This is a genomic window from Alloprevotella rava, from assembly GCF_014195585.1.
GTDB lineage: Bacteria > Bacteroidota > Bacteroidia > Bacteroidales > Bacteroidaceae > Alloprevotella > Alloprevotella rava.
In genome coordinates this window covers 1-16,569 of record NZ_JACICA010000019.1, presented here as the reverse complement: position 1 = coordinate 16,569, position 16,569 = coordinate 1, and the positions used below count along the sequence as shown (strand labels likewise).

The following is a 16,569-nucleotide window of genomic DNA, read 5'->3' as shown; positions in this document are numbered from 1 at the left end:
CACTGTTACTACCTCAACACCTGCGGCAAGGCACAGGGCGACCGGGTAACCGAGGAGCAGCTCAAGAACGGCGAGGTGGCCTACAAGTTGCAGAATGGCAGAAACACGCAGTTCTGGGGCCAGAACCTCGATACCGACAATGAGCCGCAGCTCACCTCCGACGAGGCGAAACATATATATAAGGTGGACTTCACCTACAACGACCAGGTGAAAGCCACGCGCTACGCCACCCGCAACAACGCCATCTACGGCGACATGCCCACCTTTACCGCAAAGGACCTCATGGGCAGCGACTACAACGAGCACCATTTTTATACCATCGCCTTTGCCGGCGGCTTCAACGGCTCAACCACCGTCAGCTCCGACCGGACCGTGGCAGTAACCTTCAACAAAAAAGACTACTACGAAATCGCCTCGAAGGAAGACTGGAAGACGTTCTGCAACATCGTGAACGACGGACAGGCCGGCCTCGATGCCAAGCTGACGCAAAACGTAGACCTCGGCTCGGACATCGTGATGGTGGGCGGGATCAGAGACTATTCCGGCACGTTCGACGGGCAGGCCCATACGCTCACGCTCAACTGGAATAGTCAAAGCGGCGAGGTAGCCCCCTTCAAGTTTGTGAACAACGCCACCATCAAGAACCTGCGCGTAAATGGGAAGATCAAGTCGGACGGCCGCACGCTGTCGGCACTGGTCTGCAATGCCGTGGGCAATGTTACGCTCTCGGGCTGCGTGAGCGAGGTGGACATCACGAGCAACTATCATGGCGTATGCGAATTGGCGGGCATGATCGCGTATGTAAACGACAGAGCCGAGGTTGCCATCACCGACTGTGTTGTCAAGGGGGCGTTCAACTCCATGGCGGCAGACAAGAAAGGTATGGCCGGATTTGTATATCTTCAGACTGGATACTGCACCCTTACCAACTGCCTCTATGCCGGCACTAACAACGCCACCGCCGGTAGCTACACCTTCGGCTCCAACACCATCCGCAAGAACTGCTACTACCTCAACCCCTGCGGCAAGGCACAGGGCGAGCGGATAGTCGAGAAGCAGCTCGAGAGCGGCGAAGTGGCCTATAAGTTACAGAACGGCAGGGACACGCAGTTCTGGGGACAGACCCTCGGCACCGACGACGAGCCGCAGCTCACCACCGACGCGGCGAAGCATGTTTATGAGGTAAAGTTCACCTATAATAACAAGGTAGCAGCCACGCGCTACGCCAACAGCGGCAAGGCCATCGCCGGCGGCATGCCCACCCTTACCGCAAAGGACCTCTTGGGCACGGGCTATAACCCCCACCATTATTACACCATCGCCTTTGCCAGCGGCTTCAACGCCTCCACCACCGTAACAGCCGACAGGCAGGTGACAGTAAGCATCACCGAAAAAGACTGCTACGAAATCAGCACGAAGGCTGACTGGAAAGCGTTCCGCGACCTCGTCAACGGCGGACAGAACGCTGTTGACGCCAAGCTCACGCGCAACATCGACCTCGGCTCGGAAATAAACATGGTGGGCGATGATAACAACAAGTACTCCGGCACATTCGACGGGCAGAACCATACGCTAAAGCTCGACTGGAGCAACACGAACGGCACATTAGCCCCCTTCAAGACTGTGGACGGCGCCACCATCAAGAACCTGCGCACCGAAGGAGAGATTAAGTCAAGCTTGAACTTCTTGTCAGGATTAGTTTACGAAGCCTATGGCAACACCACCATCTCGGGCTGCATCAGCGCGGTGAACATCACGAGCAGTATTCTAATTAGCGCATGCGACGCGGCGGGCATGATTTACTCTGTAAAACCCGGTGCCAATGTTACCATCGATGACTGCGTTGTAAAGGGTAATATCACTGCCACGACGGATATAGGAAAGAATAAAATGGCGGGATTCGTAGGAAGTCAGGAAGGCACCTGCACTCTGAACAACTGCCTATATCTTGGCAGCAGCAATGGGGATACATATTCAAGAACCTTTGTAGGTGACGCTTCCTACGGCGCAACCACAACCCTCAACAACTGCTACTACCTCAACGCCTGCGGCACGGCACAAGGCACGCATATAACCGCCGAGCAGCTCAAGAGCGGCGAGGTGGCAAAGAAGTTACAAAACAACCGCACCGACAAGTGCTACTGGGCACAGCAGTTGGGTGAAATGCCCGATTTCTACAACGCAGCCGACAAGAGCAAGGCGAACTACGTGTACTACGACACGGCGAACAGTCGCTGGACGTGTGAAAACTTCCGCCTCACCGACGGCACGCCGCTACCCATCGGGCTCAACTTCCTTGCAACGAAGGCAACCTACGAACGCCCTTTCAGCAGCAAGAACAACGCCACCCTCTGCCTGCCCTACGACCTGCCGGTTCAAGGTTTCAAGGCCTACACCCTCTCGGGCGGCAACAATAGCGCAGTCTATTTCGCGGATGCGAAGGATAAGCTCGAGGCATACCATCCGTATTACATCACTGCCGACGGCACGCCACAACTCGACGGCTATAACCTTCAGGTGAAAGCCTATAAGACCGATGACTTGAAGCAGACCGTCGGAGCTTTCAGCTTCATCGGTACGGTAGCCGACGTGAACAACACTACGGCAGCCGCCGCCAACGCCTACATTCTGCAGGACGACGGAAAGTTCCATAAAGTAACGACGGAGAACACCGAAGCCATAGTTCCTCCCTATCGTGCTTACCTCACAACGTCTTCGGCAGGCGCCAGGATGCTCGACATCATCCTTAATGGAGAAACCACAGGCATTAACGGCGTAGAAACGACCGATGATAGCACCGTGCGCTACTACGATCTCCAGGGACGATACATCGGCAATACCCTCAAAAACCAACCCAATGGCCTTTACATTGGTAACGGAAAGAAAATAATGAAGAAATAATTAATAACCCCGCCTCCCTCTCTGCCCTATTCGCTTCTCTTCCTCATGGGAGAAGCAAGCAGAGAGGAGGCATTTAAAAATTATCACAACAATGAAAAAGGAGTATATCCAACCAAGCATCAAAACAAAATCTATTGAGACAGGCTGCATCATTGCAGGTTCTATTGACGTAGGCATCAGCGACGATCCTGCCACAGGTCCCGCACTCTCCAAACAGCAGTTCGACTACGAAGAAGAAAATCCTTCATCCTGGAATTGGGATGAATAAAATTCTCATCAGCAAAAGAAATTACTGACCACTCATAATTTCTTTACAACACTTATTCCTCAAACACAGAAAGACCGCAGCGGCTTGTGCTTCTGCGGTCTTTCGGATAAGTGGGAAGATAGATGTTAGAGGCGCACCTTAGCAATCAGTTTGCGAAGTTGGCCTTGCCCAATGATGGGCGCATGAGCATCTTCAGGATAAACGAGGCAGAACTCGCCAGGTTGCACCTGGAAGTAGGTTTCTGCCGGAGCTGAATAGAGAGCAAAGTCGTCTTCCTCGTTGAAAGGCGCGTCGCTCTGCCCGAGTGTACTGAGTGGACTGATACCAATTTCTTCCACACCGCTTAGAGGGAAGTGGACGTCCATATAAGCCCGATGCACTTCCAGCTTCTGCTCTTCGCGCGTCTTGAGTGTGGCATCGCTAACATTTATGAAGAGGTCGCTACCTTGCAGTTCGATACGCCCCGTCTCCACCTTTGAGAGATCGTGGGAGCGTACATAGTCGAAGAGCTTTTTCAGTAGCGGATGCAATGCGTAGTAGCGTTCTGCATCGGATACAGTGGATAAAATCATAATGATAAAAGAAAAGATGGTGATTCCGAAAGTCCCTCCATCTCCCCCATTCGGGGAAAGGCCTCACTTGTTCCCACAATGAGGTTGGAAGACTCTTCCGCTTATGAGAGAGATAGAAGGACGATTCGCTTTATTATTTCTGTTCGCGATTACTCAACTCTTCCAGCATCTTCCAGCAGTTGAAGAGACCACGGGGAACGTGGAAGCAGCCTTTCCACTTACCGCCCTTGAGCGGCAGCAGAACTTCGCCACGGCGATTCAGATAGCCGTACCATTCAGGATAATCGGGGTCGGCAAAATGCTTCCATGTGTAGTCGTGTACGCGCTCGAACCATTCGAGACACTTCGGGTTGCCCGTGAGCTGATAACCTTTGAGCATGGAGATGAGCGTTTCGAGATGTACCCACCACAGCTTTTGGTCGAACTCCAACTCATGGCGCGGTTTGCCCAAACGATCCATGAAATAGAAGATACCGCCGTACTGTTTGTCCCAACCATATTCCACTTCGGCAAGACTGATTTCAACGGCTTTTTCTATGAGGTCGGGGCGGTTTAGACGCTTCCCTAAGTCCATAATAAACCACGTTGATTCGATGGCATGGCCCGGATTGAGTTTGCGCCCATCGAAACTATCAACAAGTTCTCCATCCTTTCCCAAAGCTTCAACCACCAAGCCGATTTCTGAACGATAGAAAACATCAAGCACTTCGTGCAGGCAGGTGTCAATGGTCTGGCGCAGGAAATCAGGTTCCAACAAAGGCTCAATCTCCAGTGCAACATTACAGAGAATCATGGGGAGGTCGAACGTCTTTAAGCCACGTGAGCCAGGAACGGCCTTGTTCCAGCGAGCCTTTGGATTGTCCACGCGTGAGAGGACGATGTCGAAAGTTTTGCGCGCAATCTCCTCATACTCTTTATTGCCCGTTGCGATGGCCAACTGACCAAAAGCGATGACAGCAAAGGTGTAGGAGAAAATGTTGTAAGGCTCTACGAGCGGCTGCCCCTCGCGGTCGAGAGCGAAATACCAGTTCAACTGGCCATCATGGCCGTATTTCTTCAGAAATTCCGCTCCCTGAACAGCGCAGTCCAACCATTCTTGCTTATGTTCTACTTCGTTATAGAGCTTGGCAAACATCCACACCTCGCGGCCTTGCAGCCAGATGAATTTGTCCGTATCGTAAACTGAACCATCGCGGTCGAGACAAGTGAAATAACCGCCAAACTCATGGTCTTGTGACTTGTCGAGCCAAAAAGGAACGACCTTATCGAGCAGTTCACTCTTATACTGCTCCGCCAATGCTTTGAAATTTGTCATATCTAAATTTGTTTGAAAGTCCGCCTTATCTTCTCCACAAGAGAAGCCCTTTTCCTTTTGGCAAGAAAGGGAGCAGCAACAAACTTTTATACTGTATTATATATTAGCTTCCGCCCACGTGATTTTTTCTTGAACCAACTTGGCTGGGCGATATTGTTTTTGGCCTTTAGGCTGAATAAGTACATCTTTATCTATCTCGACCTCTTTGGGCCACCCCTTCCAGAAATACTCGAAATAGTTCTGCTCGGAAAGACGCATATTCTTAATGTCAAGTTGGTTAGAGGCTTTATCCGCTTGATCAGACAACTTTTCAGTACCAACAGTAGAAGCTATATCTGTAATAAGTGAAGCAAGCCCCTCACCTGGCATAGTGGCTGTGCCCTCATAGAGAACAAAATAGCCGCCAAACTCATCATCTTCATCCGCAGCAATAGTGTCGGCCGTGACCGTAGCCTCGGAACTAAATCCTTCCATCTTTTCTGCATCACGAGGCACTTGTCGCTTTCCAAAGCTAAAGGAACTACCATGATGCTTGAAAAGAGATTCCATTTCTGGAAGAAATCCGCGCACCGATTCCTCATCGCTCACGGCAGTCTTCAAGAGACTTTCGATAGCTTTCTTATTTAGCAGTTTTGCCACTTCGGGATGCTTCTCAAAAAGCATAGAGCTCACTGTCTGAGGTAAATCCTTGCAGCGTTGAGCCACATCTTTCCAGTTTTCAAGCTTCTGCACTTCGCCAAACTCATTCAGTTTGAAATTGAGCTTCAAGCCTTTCAGTTTTTCAAATATGAAATCCTGCAACTGTGCCTTAAAATCGACCGAAGAGGAGTCGGGCTTGTTGAAATCAAGCAAGGTATATTCCACCGTGTACCCATTCTTTGTAGAGTCGGTCACCACTAATTGGAAATCGCGCCAATAGTGTACCGTATTGACAGTATCATTCTTTTCATTCACACGAAACTCGTTATGAACATAAGTATATTTGACACTGTCGTTCTTAGCAAAATAAGCCACAACATCCACAGTGGAATCTGCGGTCGCCTCCTGCGCATAAGTGGTCAAGGACAAGAGAGCGAACAAAGTAAAGAAAACTTTTTTCATTATCAAGAATATTTTAAGACTTTGCGGATTTATCCAATGTGTTCCAGGTCAAGCCCGCCAGCGTATTGGCTTCGGGGAAGAGGAAACTTAGGATATAAGCCACCAACACCGAAACACCCATCGACACAAAGCCGAAGAGCAAGAAATTGACGGAGGTGAGGAAATTCATATAGAACACGGCAGCCGTTCCGCATAGGAAACCGATGAGCGCAGCACGAGCACCGATGCGCGGGAAGAAGATACCCATGAGGAAAAGGCCTCCAATGCCACCGCTTAGCAGGCCAAGGATGGTGTTGAAGTAGTCGAGCAACGATTGGATATTTACCGTAGCCATCAAGATGGCGATGAGCATACCCACCACCCCTGTAATCACGCCGGCCACACGAGCCACACGCAACGTACCCGAGGAACTGAGCGAGGGATAGAGTTTCTTGTAGAGGTCGATAGTGAAAGCCGTTGACACGGAGTTGATATTGGAGGCTATCGTACTCATCGTAGCAGCAAAGACAGCAGCAATGAGCAGGCCGGCAAGACCAGCGGGCAACTGGCTCATCATAAAGAACGGGAAGATAGCGTCAGTCTTGGCCATCGTCATGTCCATGGCCGCTGGGTGGGTCTTAAAGAATGTGTAGAGGCCTGTACCGATGGTGAAGAAAGCGATAGTGACAAACACGCTCATCAAGCCGTTTGTCAAGATACCGCGGGCTGCACTGCGTTCGTCTTTCGTCGTGAGATAGCGCTGAATAACGGTTTGATCGCTGGTATAAGAAATCAGATTGTTGGCCAAACCGCCTAAGATAACCACCCAGAAACAAGCGTTGCGATAGTCGAAAGACCAATCGAAAAGGCGGAACTTATCATTGTCCCAAGCCAAGCGGAAGAAATCATCTGCGCCCTGTCCCGTGTTCACAATGAGATAGCCAGCGGCCAAGAATGCGCCGCCCACAAGGATAATGCCTTGAATCACATCGCCCCACACAACGGCTTCCACACCGCCCATCGTGCAATACACAATGGTGATAGCGGCCATGAGGACAATGCAAATGTAGATGTTGATACCAGTAACGGCAGTCATAGCCAAACTCGGTAAGAACAAAACCAACGCTGTGCGAGCCACCATAAAGACGATGAACAAGAGACTGGCCATAAGGCGCGTCGTGTAGTTGAAGCGACGCTCCAGATACTCGTAAGCAGTCGTCACATTTAGGCGGCGGAAGAATGGGAGGAAATATTTGATAACGGGGAAACTGATGAGCAGAATACAAATCTGCATCGGATAGTAGGTCCAATCAGTGGCGTAAGCCTTGGCTGGGATACTCATATAGGTGATCGCCGATAGCATGGTGGCAAAGATACTGATACCGGCTGCCCACCAAGGGATGCGGCCACCACCCTTGAAGAAGTCCTCGCCACCCTTTTGGCGACGCATGAAATAGAAGCCCAAAGCGATCATCGCTATAAGATAAGCGATGAGTACGGCCCAGTTGAGCCAACCAAAACGGGCTGTATAGGTCATAGTGACGGCGGTAACATCCGCGCTACGTATGCCTGGTTTCGATTCGCCGTCTACAACAATCCAATGCTGCTGCCCATTGCCGTCGCGGAAAGGCACAACGGCTGCTCCAGCTCGAGCGAGGCGCGGATTCTGAAAGACACGTGCCCAGGAGTCGGTGATGGTTTGGTACACCAATAGGTGGTCGTTGAACTGATACCATGCTGCGGGATGCAGCATATACTGGGTTTGCGCCTCTTTCAGAGCTACGCTCGGATGTTCCGCTAACTGCTTACCGCGCTGAATGGCTTGCTGGAAAATTTCTCTATTAACACCACCAAAGAAAACGATATGCCCGCTGCCACTCACCACTGCTTGTGCACCAACAAGGGCTTGCGGACTGCTGGCTCCCTCGGGCAGGATGCGCGAAGTGGGTTCCCAAACATTTTTCTTGGGATTATAGACCAGACCATTATCGGCGATGAGATTAGTAGTAGGGTCGAAGCCGCCAAAGACATAGAAAAGAGGATTAAGTGCTCCGTTCTGGACAACGCCACAGGACTGCACACGCCCTGCTCCTGGCAGATTGGGCAGTTCTTCCCAGCCCTGATTGGTATGTCCCATCGACAGACGGAAAGCTTTATTGGAAGGACGACCATTCGTTTGACCACCAGCCACATAGATATAGCCATCGCCGAATGCGCCGGCCATTTGGTCGAGGGCAATAGGCAGTGCGGGCAAGGTCTTTATGGAAAGTTTGCCATGCTGCATCTGAAGCAGAAAGACATCAGACTCGCTGACTTTTCCATCCTGTGTACCACCGATGCAGACCACACCTTCGGGCGTGGAGATACTCACACCATAGGCAAGCGGTTTAGACAAGCGGCCTACACTCACCCACTGCTTGCCATTCAAAGGATCTTCCAAGGCCAGCACAGTATCGTAGAATTTCTTTGCTCCGCCAGAAGCTGCAGGAACTCCAGGGAAATTACAGCCACCAGCCACTAACAGATATTTGTCACTGACACCCGCGAAATGGCCAGAAAGGCCTTCGGTGGGCGTATTAAAGAGAGGTTGCACCGCCTCAAAGCGGACGTCGTTGAATTGCTTTTCTTCCTTCTGTTGAGCCAGCAGGGTCAACGGCAGAATAAGGAGGAGGATAAGTAATCGGTATCGTTTCATAATGATGATAAAAGAAAAAGAGGGCTTCCTGTCTGAAACAGGAAGTCCCCTTATGGGGAAGATGAAGGGGACTTTCTAATTATTTATTACAATGCTCAAAGAAATTGATAGCTTCAAGTTCTTTCTTCAACTGCTGTTCTTCCTCTTCCGTAACATTTTGGAAAGGCGTGCGGTTCTTACCGAGATCCAAGCCAATGAACTTCATAATGCGTTTTCCACCTACTATATTGCCGCGGAAATGGCAGATAATGTCGATGACATCTTGGGCGTAGTTCTGCAACTCACGTGCTTTTTCGAGATCGCCCTCTTCCCACGCTTTCTGGATGCCTACGAGGCAACGGCCGTTATAGTTGGTTGTGCCACCAATGCCGCCCTGCGCTCCGCCCATAGCCAGACAGGGCAGAATGGTTTCGTCCTGACCGTGGAGCATATCGTACTTGTTGTCTTTATAGCGCAAGCAACGGTTGTATTCGTACATACTTTCAAACGTGTACTTGATACCTGCAAAATTGGGGATACGGCCGCTTTCATCGATGGCTTTCAGAAAATCGTACATCGAAAGGAAACAACCGTTGAAAGCGGGAATGTGATAGAAGAAGAAAGGCAGATTGGGCGCACCAGCTGCAATCTCTTCACAATATTTCACTAACTCTTCAATCCGTCCGATACGGGGGAACGGAGTTGCCATAGCTCCAATGCCCCACGCCCCTATCTTTTGTGCGTGTTCGGCCAAGCGACGGCTACTCTTAACCATAGTTGAGCCTACATGAACAATGACTTTGAAATCAGCAGGAACGGCCTTTACCCAGGCTTCAGCCAGCTGCATGCGCTCTTCTTCGGTCAGCATATAGCCTTCGCCCGAAGAACCATTGATAAAAACGCCTTTCAGCCCATTGCGCGCTAAGAGAGCAGCATATTGGGGGATGATGTCATAGTTTACTTCACCATTAGGCAAGAACGGGGTAAAGGGAGCGTCGATAAGCCCCTTGATTTTTTCGAATTTCATAAAGGTGTTAATTTCTTATGTGCTCACAAAATTACGGATATTTTATAAAAATACGATTTCTATAAGGGTGTTTTTCCCGTTTTCCTTATAATCTGCTGACTTTCTCCTACTTTGCTCCGAAGCTTCGGTAGGTTTTCTTATTTTTGCACTTTCAATCCTAATTTTGTTTTACCAATGACTAAAAATTCTATTAGCGGCCATCTGTCTATCCTTGCAGTCAACGTTATCTTCGGACTGACAGTGCCGTTCATGAAAGTGCTGAGCGACGGATGGTTAGAACCTGTCAGTTTGTTGGCCGTTCGCGCTTTCTTCGCCATGCTGATTTTCTGGCTCATTTCTTTCTTCGTTCGGAAAGAGAAAGTGTCGGGACGCGAACTTTGGACTATCCTTATCGGAGCGCAATTAGGCTTTGTCCTCTCGCAATACTTCACTGTTCTGAGTCTCAACTATACCAGCGCCGTCTATACGGCCATTGCCTTGGCCTGCACCCCTATTATCTCACTCTTGCTGGGAGCTCTTTTCCAACACGAGCGGATTACGGTGCAGAAACTCATTGGCGTGGTGCTCGCACTGGGCGGTGCACTGCTGATGATACTCAAAGGCCAGTCGGCCACTGCTGGAGCGAACGATGTGCTCGGCATTTGCTTAGCACTACTTGGCGGTCTGTCCATCGCTATCTACTACATCATTATGGGCGGCATATCGGAACGCTATTCTGCCACGACACAAATGAAATGGACGTTCCTCTTCTCGGGCATCGCTCTTTTCCCCATCGGTCTCTATCAGTTTCCGTCGCAGGCCATGTACGTTGGCTCACCAAGCACAAGTGTCATCGGTGTCCTCGCCTTTGTCATTCTCTTCTCCACCGTCCTTGCATTCTTCCTCCTTCCCTTCGGTATGAAGAGCCTCCCTGCTACTACCCGTCAGCATCTACATGAATCTCCAACCCGTCGTTGCTGCCACGGCCGCTATCTTTATGAAGCAGGATTATTTTTCCCTCGACAAGCCCATTTCCGCCCTCCTTGTCATCCTCGGAGCTTACCTCGTTACAAGAGCTCCCAAAGAGGCCAAAGCTTAACAGCTTTTGAACAGCTGAAAGGGTTATATATCGTTGTCTCCGAGTGCTGTCGTTTAGAATTTCTGTCAAATGTCTGCACTCAGAGAACTGTTTTTTGCCCTGACAGACAAAAGCAAACTTACTGCCCTATTTATTGACAATAGCATTCATCCATCTGGAACGAGATTTCCTCCTCACTGTTGGAAAACACCCTTGATATACCTCAAATTTTCATGATTTTCCTGAAATTTCTCTCCCAAAAGTGAGCTTTCCCCTCTAATTCCCGCTTTTTCCGCATAAAAAAGGCCGTTTTTTTCCTTATTCTGTCAGCTGAAACAATAAGGCTGTCAGCTGATAGCCTTATTGTTTTTGAAATTTCCCTTATTGTATTTTCAATTTCTCCTTGAGAAATTAAAATTCCAAGTAACCTTTTTCAAAATTGCCCTATTTTCCTAATCGCTCCTCCTCACGTTTTTTTCGTTCGGTGGCCTTCAAGTTGGATTTTAAGCCATTCTCGAGGGTTTAAAATAAGAAAATTATTTACAAAATACACCATCAGTAAAATTCGGAATAGGACAAAAGCTCATGCCATAAGTCCTATATGCTCATCTTTCGGACAGAGAGACGAAGAATTTCAAGGCTTTGCCAAATAAACAGGACAAAAAAATCCCAACTACAGCTATGAAGGACTGTAGTTGGGAGATCGTGTTTCTAAATGTATTTCTACTTTTTACTATCTGCGTTTATTTGCGCAGTTTGATAACCTTCTCGCCTTGCACGCCTATGAGGCGAACGAGATAAAGCCCCGCAGGCAGAGCCGCAAGAGAGAGACTGTTGTGAGATGTCTGCAAAAGAAGACGACCATCGGTGCTATAAACGAAGATGTGGCGAGTGGCTTGTGTTCGGAGTTGGGCTGTTGCAGCATCATAAGCATAAGCAACGGGAGTAGTAGTGGAAATCTCGGACAAACCTGTCGCACTCAGCAATTCCTGCATACCTGCCAAAGCATTGATTTGTCCCACACCGTATTGGCTATTGGGCATCTGTCCCATACTACTATTGCGGAGGGAAGTCTTAGCCAGCAGTGTGCGCACTTCTGCTGCTGTCAGCGTGGGTTTTGCTTGCAGCCACAACGCCATAATTCCCGCAACGGCAGGAGCAGCCATAGACGTTCCGTTTTCTACATACCAGTAATAAGTTTTCCCGCCTACAGTCTTATTAAAGACCACATCGGATGCCTTGACCGTGCGAGGTGCTGCAAAACTATTATAGGAAGAGACAACGGAAGCTCCTGGAGCTACAACATCAGGCTTTATACGCCCGTCACTGCAAGGGCCGAGAGCTGAAAGCGGATAACGCTCACTTAGCGTCCAAGGATTGACGGTCTCTACGCCCGAAAGACTTACATACCGATTCTTCGATACTGTTGCTCCCACAGCAATGGGTTCGTTGCCCGTGGCTGTCATGGCTATGGTGCTACTATTGGTGCCGTCAGTATAGCCTTCATGTCCTTCGGCTGAGAAACTGCCGTTGTTGCTATAGGCCAAGACTTGCTGATGGGTAGTTTCTATCTCCACGCTCCACTCCTCGGAGGGTTGCTGCGAATAGCCCACATGGAAAGAGAGCGCATAAGCTCCCGTCTGTTCGTTTTTGATGCAGGCGGCCACGAGCGAAGCCCGCTCTTTATCCACACTGCCAAAGCGTTCGTAACGCTCTGTCCATATTTGTCCCGTTGAGAAAGTATGGTCGAAAAAGACCTCACCAGTTTGTTGGTCTTTCAACAGTAAGCGAACGCTGCAAGAATCCCCTGGGCGGGTTTCTACAAAAAGTTGGTCAGCACCTGCCGCGGGAACTTTCCACACGCTTTTTACAGAACGACCTGTCAGCGTGGAATTGCGATTGCCTTCATTGCCAACGGCCACTGACATAAGGCAACCTTGTTTACCAGCCAAGAGGCTATCGACCATGCGTGCCATCAGCCCTGTGCCATCCTTGAAGCCCATCATTGTACCAAGGCTCACATTGATGGCAATAGGGCGACCGGCTTGCTGAGCATACTTTAACAGAAAGTCGACACCATCAACAATTCCCTGCTCTGTCCGATTGGTGGAAACGAGCACAAGATCGGCCTCGGAAGCCATACCGCCATAGAGCGTGGTGCTACTTCCCGCTGCAATACCGGCAACATGTGTGCCGTGAGTGGCAGAAGAATTGTCGTGAGCTACCGTAGCTATCGAAGCAGAGGTCTCGTAAGCTCTCCCATAACCGTATGCCCCTGGCGAAGTAGCAATGGCATTTTGATCCCATACATTCAAGATACGGCAGCGTCCATTGGAGTCTGTAAAATTAGGATGGGTGAAATCGAACCCCGTATCTATCACACCTATGAGAACTCCTTTACCTGTGTAGGACATAGATAGCCCTGTTCCAGCGTGCAAGACATCTGCATGAGTTTGCTTACGCACTTTGTCAGTCATCAACTTCAGTTGCTCACCAACATACAAGGCCTTGACACGCGCATCAGCCGCTAAAGAGGCCAGAGCAGAACGTGGTACGACGGCTGTATAGGTGTCTCCGCATTTCACATTGAAATGAACATTGTATTGTTGTTCAAGCTGTGCCTTTGCTGCATCATCAGTCAAAGTGATATAAACATGCACAACGGTTTCTGACTGATCCCAACTGGAGGACGAGAGAAATTGTGCCGCTCGTACATCCAACTTGGGAGAGAGGACTGTACGATATTGTGCATGACTCGACAGAGAGAACGATAGACAGTATGTCGCTAAAAGTAGAATTTTTTTCATGAAGAAAGTGATAAAGAAGTGAGTGAACAACAAAAGAAACTACCGGCTCTTTCCACGCTTCCGGAGGAAAGAGCCGGCAGCCCTTCGTGCTATCTAAATGATGTAGGAGATTATTTCACAACAACCTTCAGTGTAGGCTGCTTGGGAGCAGATATCAGATAGATACCACCTTTAGATAATGTAATATTTGTACCCTTTGCTACAATGCGGCCACTTAAATCATAAATAGTGAGCGACTGTGCACCAGAGATGCTGCGACCGTTCAAAGCAATATCAGCGTTGGTCTGTACTGCAGCAACACCTGTTACTTCACCTTGCTCCCATGCAAACACAGGAAATCCGTTGTTCTGATTCTTGCTGTCAGCAACAAAAGATTTTGCATCCAAATTCTTATTGAGTTTCTCAAGAATTTCGTTTGCTTTCAACTCAGCTTCAGTAACATCTGTAGCAAGTGGATCATCAACATTTGAGAGTTCTTTGACATAGTAATTATCGGCACTAATGGCTTTTCCACCATCATTTTCACCAATAATGGCATGCGGTTTTCCTAAAAAATTTGCAACACCAGTTACTTTACCTGTATTATAGCAATTTTTCACCACAGAATTGTCGAAAGTAAGTCCAACAATGCCTCCACAGTAAACATAGTTGCTCGTCACTGCGCCTGTATTATAACAAGCCTGAATCGTAGTGCCCTTCTCAATCTGACCAACGATACCGCCACAAACCATACCAGCAAGGGTAACTGTTCCCTTATTGGCACAATAGCGAATGATGCTGGCATCCGTAGTAGCTCCTACTAATCCACCACCTATCGTGCTAGCACTAACAGCTCCGAGATTGACGCAATTCTCCAACAATCCACCTTCCATCTTTCCAATAATGCTACCAACAACTTCACCGTCAACGGCTATCTTGGAATTCTTTCCAATCGTTACGTTTTTGATAACAGTACCTTCCGTAGAGCAGGCAAAGAGAGCTACACCACCCAAAGAAACGGGCTGCCCTCCTATTGAACCTGTGGCTTCAGGTGCTTTAGTAATAAGCAGATGGTCGATGTTTTTATGGTTTCCATCAAATGTTCCCTTAAAATAGCAAGAGTTATCTACAGTCTGCTGAGTTTGAGAATCAGTACTCTTATCATATTTACCAATAACAGGAAACTCTTTATCCCCCATATTGAGGTCATTCATCTGGCGGAAATATTTACCAGCAAAAGCGTTACCACTCCCGACTTGGGCCGAAAGATAAGCCAACTGAGCTGGTGTTTCTATAAGATAAGGATTGTTTTCCGAACCATCACCGTTTGTCCATGTGGCGCTTGCTGCACCGTCCCAAACCTGTGCGGTTGCCTGTAGAGCTAAGGCAAGCATCAAAGATAAAAAGTAGAATTTCTTCATAAAACTTATATATTTAAATGAATAAAATGTTCTAATAATTAGCCAAAATAAACTTTCTTGCAACTGGTAGTCCCCCTCTCGTTTTGGAAGGAAAGAAATATAAGAATCATTATAAACGCAACAACTACGCTATTTGGAATCTCATTGCTAATAACACCCTGCAAAGAAACTATTCTGCAAATATATCATATTTAGAGATATAGTACAAAGAAAAAAAGAAGAACGACTTATTCAGGAGCATCTTTTAACAATTATACAAACACAGCTCAAATCCTAGCACCTCCAAAAACTAAAAAACAACGGACTCTCTAGCCTATTCAAAAAAAACGGCACTACGGAAAGAATCCGTAATGCCGTAGCTTTCATTAATTACTTGATTTATCCAAGATACTTGGTCAAAATTTTAATATTGTCTGCTTCACGCAGGCGACGAAGTGCACGTTCCTTGATCTGACGAACACGCTCACGAGTTAGATTAAGAGAATTAGCAACTTCTTCTGCAGTCATTTCAGTACGCCCAATACCAAAAAGCATCTTCAAAACCTGACGTTCGCGATCATTTAATATCAACATCGCTGAATCCAAATCGGCAGAAAGAGATTCTTTTTCCATCTGATTGTCCGTTCCAGGTGCACTCTCATCTGTCATAATGTCTATGAGCGAATTAGAATCGTCATCTTGGAAAGGTGCATCAACAGAAACTTTCTTACCATTAGTTCCCATCGCTTCACGGACTTTTTCGATATCCGTATCCAAGATGTCGGCCAACTCCTGCACAGAAGGACGACGCTCAAACTGCTGCTCAAAACTTACAATAGCTTTAGTCAGTTTGCTCTGAAATCCTACCTGATTCAAAGGCATTCGTACAATTCGGCTCTGCTCGGAAATTGCCTGCAGAATACTTTGGCGAATCCACCATACAGCATAACTGATAAACTTGAAGCCTCGAGTCTCATCAAACTTCTGTGCTGCTCTAATCAAACCTAAGTTACCTTCGTCAATCAAATCGTTCAGCGCAAGTCCCTGATTCTGGTACTGCTTTGCAACACTGACAACAAAACGCAAATTTGCACGAGTTAATTTCTCTAGTGCTTCGCGATCACCTTTGTGAATGCGCTGTGCCAGTTCTACCTCTTCATCAGTGGAAATAAGCTCCTCACGGCCGATTTCAACCAAATACTTGTCTAAAGCCGCACTCTGGCGGTTCGTAATACTTTTATTTATCTTTAATTGACGCATAGTCACTTGCTAAAACTTTGCAAAGTTAGGTACTTCTAATGAAGTTTGCCACTATTTTAAACATTTTTGAGATATCTCCCTACTCACGCTTGTAGGCAAAAAAGAGGCTTCTACAGAATAAACTGATAGAAGTCTCTCTTGTATTAAAAAAGGCGGCGACCTACTCTCCCGTCTTGTGGACAGTACCATCGGCGCGACCGGGCTTAACTTCTCTGTTCGGAATGGTAAG

10 protein-coding genes, 1 rRNA gene and 1 pseudogene are annotated in these 16,569 nt (G+C 48.2%); 3 read left to right on the top strand and 9 right to left on the bottom strand.

What is annotated here, in order from left to right; genetic code table 11:
- Together FHS60_RS10035 and FHS60_RS10030 are read left to right on the top strand one after the other, a co-directional pair.
- Positions 1-2,901: pseudogene (locus tag FHS60_RS10035) on the top strand (filamentous hemagglutinin); the annotation flags it as partial.
- Between the two features lie 91 nt (positions 2,902-2,992).
- Complete coding sequence (locus tag FHS60_RS10030; protein ID WP_183698117.1) at positions 2,993-3,169, top strand: hypothetical protein; 177 nt, start codon at positions 2,993-2,995, stop codon at positions 3,167-3,169.
- A gap of 125 nt (positions 3,170-3,294) precedes the next feature.
- On the opposite strand, the gene FHS60_RS10025 is transcribed toward FHS60_RS10030, so the two are convergent.
- The 5 genes from FHS60_RS10025 to FHS60_RS10005 form a co-directional block, all read right to left on the bottom strand.
- The gene (locus tag FHS60_RS10025) at positions 3,295-3,741 is read right to left on the bottom strand and encodes a NanQ anomerase/TabA/YiaL family protein (RefSeq protein WP_183698115.1); all 447 of its coding nucleotides are present in this window, start codon (positions 3,739-3,741) and stop codon (positions 3,295-3,297) included.
- A gap of 133 nt (positions 3,742-3,874) precedes the next feature.
- Entirely contained in the window at positions 3,875-5,056 is a 1,182-nt protein-coding gene (locus FHS60_RS10020) for a n-acyl-d-glucosamine 2-epimerase (RefSeq protein WP_183698113.1), read from the bottom strand.
- Between the two features lie 96 nt (positions 5,057-5,152).
- The gene (locus FHS60_RS10015; RefSeq protein WP_183698111.1) at positions 5,153-6,157 is read right to left on the bottom strand and encodes a hypothetical protein; all 1,005 of its coding nucleotides are present in this window, start codon (positions 6,155-6,157) and stop codon (positions 5,153-5,155) included.
- Between the two features lie 13 nt (positions 6,158-6,170).
- Positions 6,171-8,831, bottom strand: a complete 2,661-nt coding sequence (locus FHS60_RS10010; protein ID WP_183698109.1) for a sodium:solute symporter family protein — start codon at positions 8,829-8,831, stop codon at positions 6,171-6,173.
- A 79-nt stretch (positions 8,832-8,910) separates the two neighbouring features.
- Positions 8,911-9,837 (bottom strand): dihydrodipicolinate synthase family protein, encoded by a 927-nt coding sequence (locus tag FHS60_RS10005; RefSeq protein ID WP_183698107.1) that lies wholly within the window; start codon positions 9,835-9,837, stop codon positions 8,911-8,913.
- Positions 9,838-10,011: 174 nt separating this feature from the next.
- Here FHS60_RS10005 and FHS60_RS10000 point away from each other — a divergent pair, with 174 nt between their 5' ends.
- The gene (locus FHS60_RS10000) at positions 10,012-11,052 is read left to right on the top strand and encodes a DMT family transporter (RefSeq protein ID WP_183698105.1); all 1,041 of its coding nucleotides are present in this window, start codon (positions 10,012-10,014) and stop codon (positions 11,050-11,052) included.
- Between the two features lie 585 nt (positions 11,053-11,637).
- On the opposite strand, the gene FHS60_RS09995 is transcribed toward FHS60_RS10000, so the two are convergent.
- The 4 genes from FHS60_RS09995 to rrf form a co-directional block, all read right to left on the bottom strand.
- Positions 11,638-13,701 carry a S8 family peptidase gene (locus FHS60_RS09995; protein ID WP_183698103.1) on the bottom strand — a complete coding sequence of 688 codons (2,064 nt, stop codon included), beginning with the start codon at positions 13,699-13,701 and terminating at the stop codon, positions 11,638-11,640.
- 110 nt (positions 13,702-13,811) lie between these two features.
- The gene (locus tag FHS60_RS09990) at positions 13,812-15,101 is read right to left on the bottom strand and encodes a GLUG motif-containing protein (RefSeq protein WP_244957489.1); all 1,290 of its coding nucleotides are present in this window, start codon (positions 15,099-15,101) and stop codon (positions 13,812-13,814) included.
- 378 nt (positions 15,102-15,479) lie between these two features.
- Positions 15,480-16,340 (bottom strand): sigma-70 family RNA polymerase sigma factor, encoded by an 861-nt coding sequence (locus FHS60_RS09985; RefSeq protein ID WP_009346910.1) that lies wholly within the window; start codon positions 16,338-16,340, stop codon positions 15,480-15,482.
- 147 nt (positions 16,341-16,487) lie between these two features.
- A 5S ribosomal RNA gene (gene rrf, locus FHS60_RS10565) occupies positions 16,488-16,569 on the bottom strand; the annotation flags it as partial.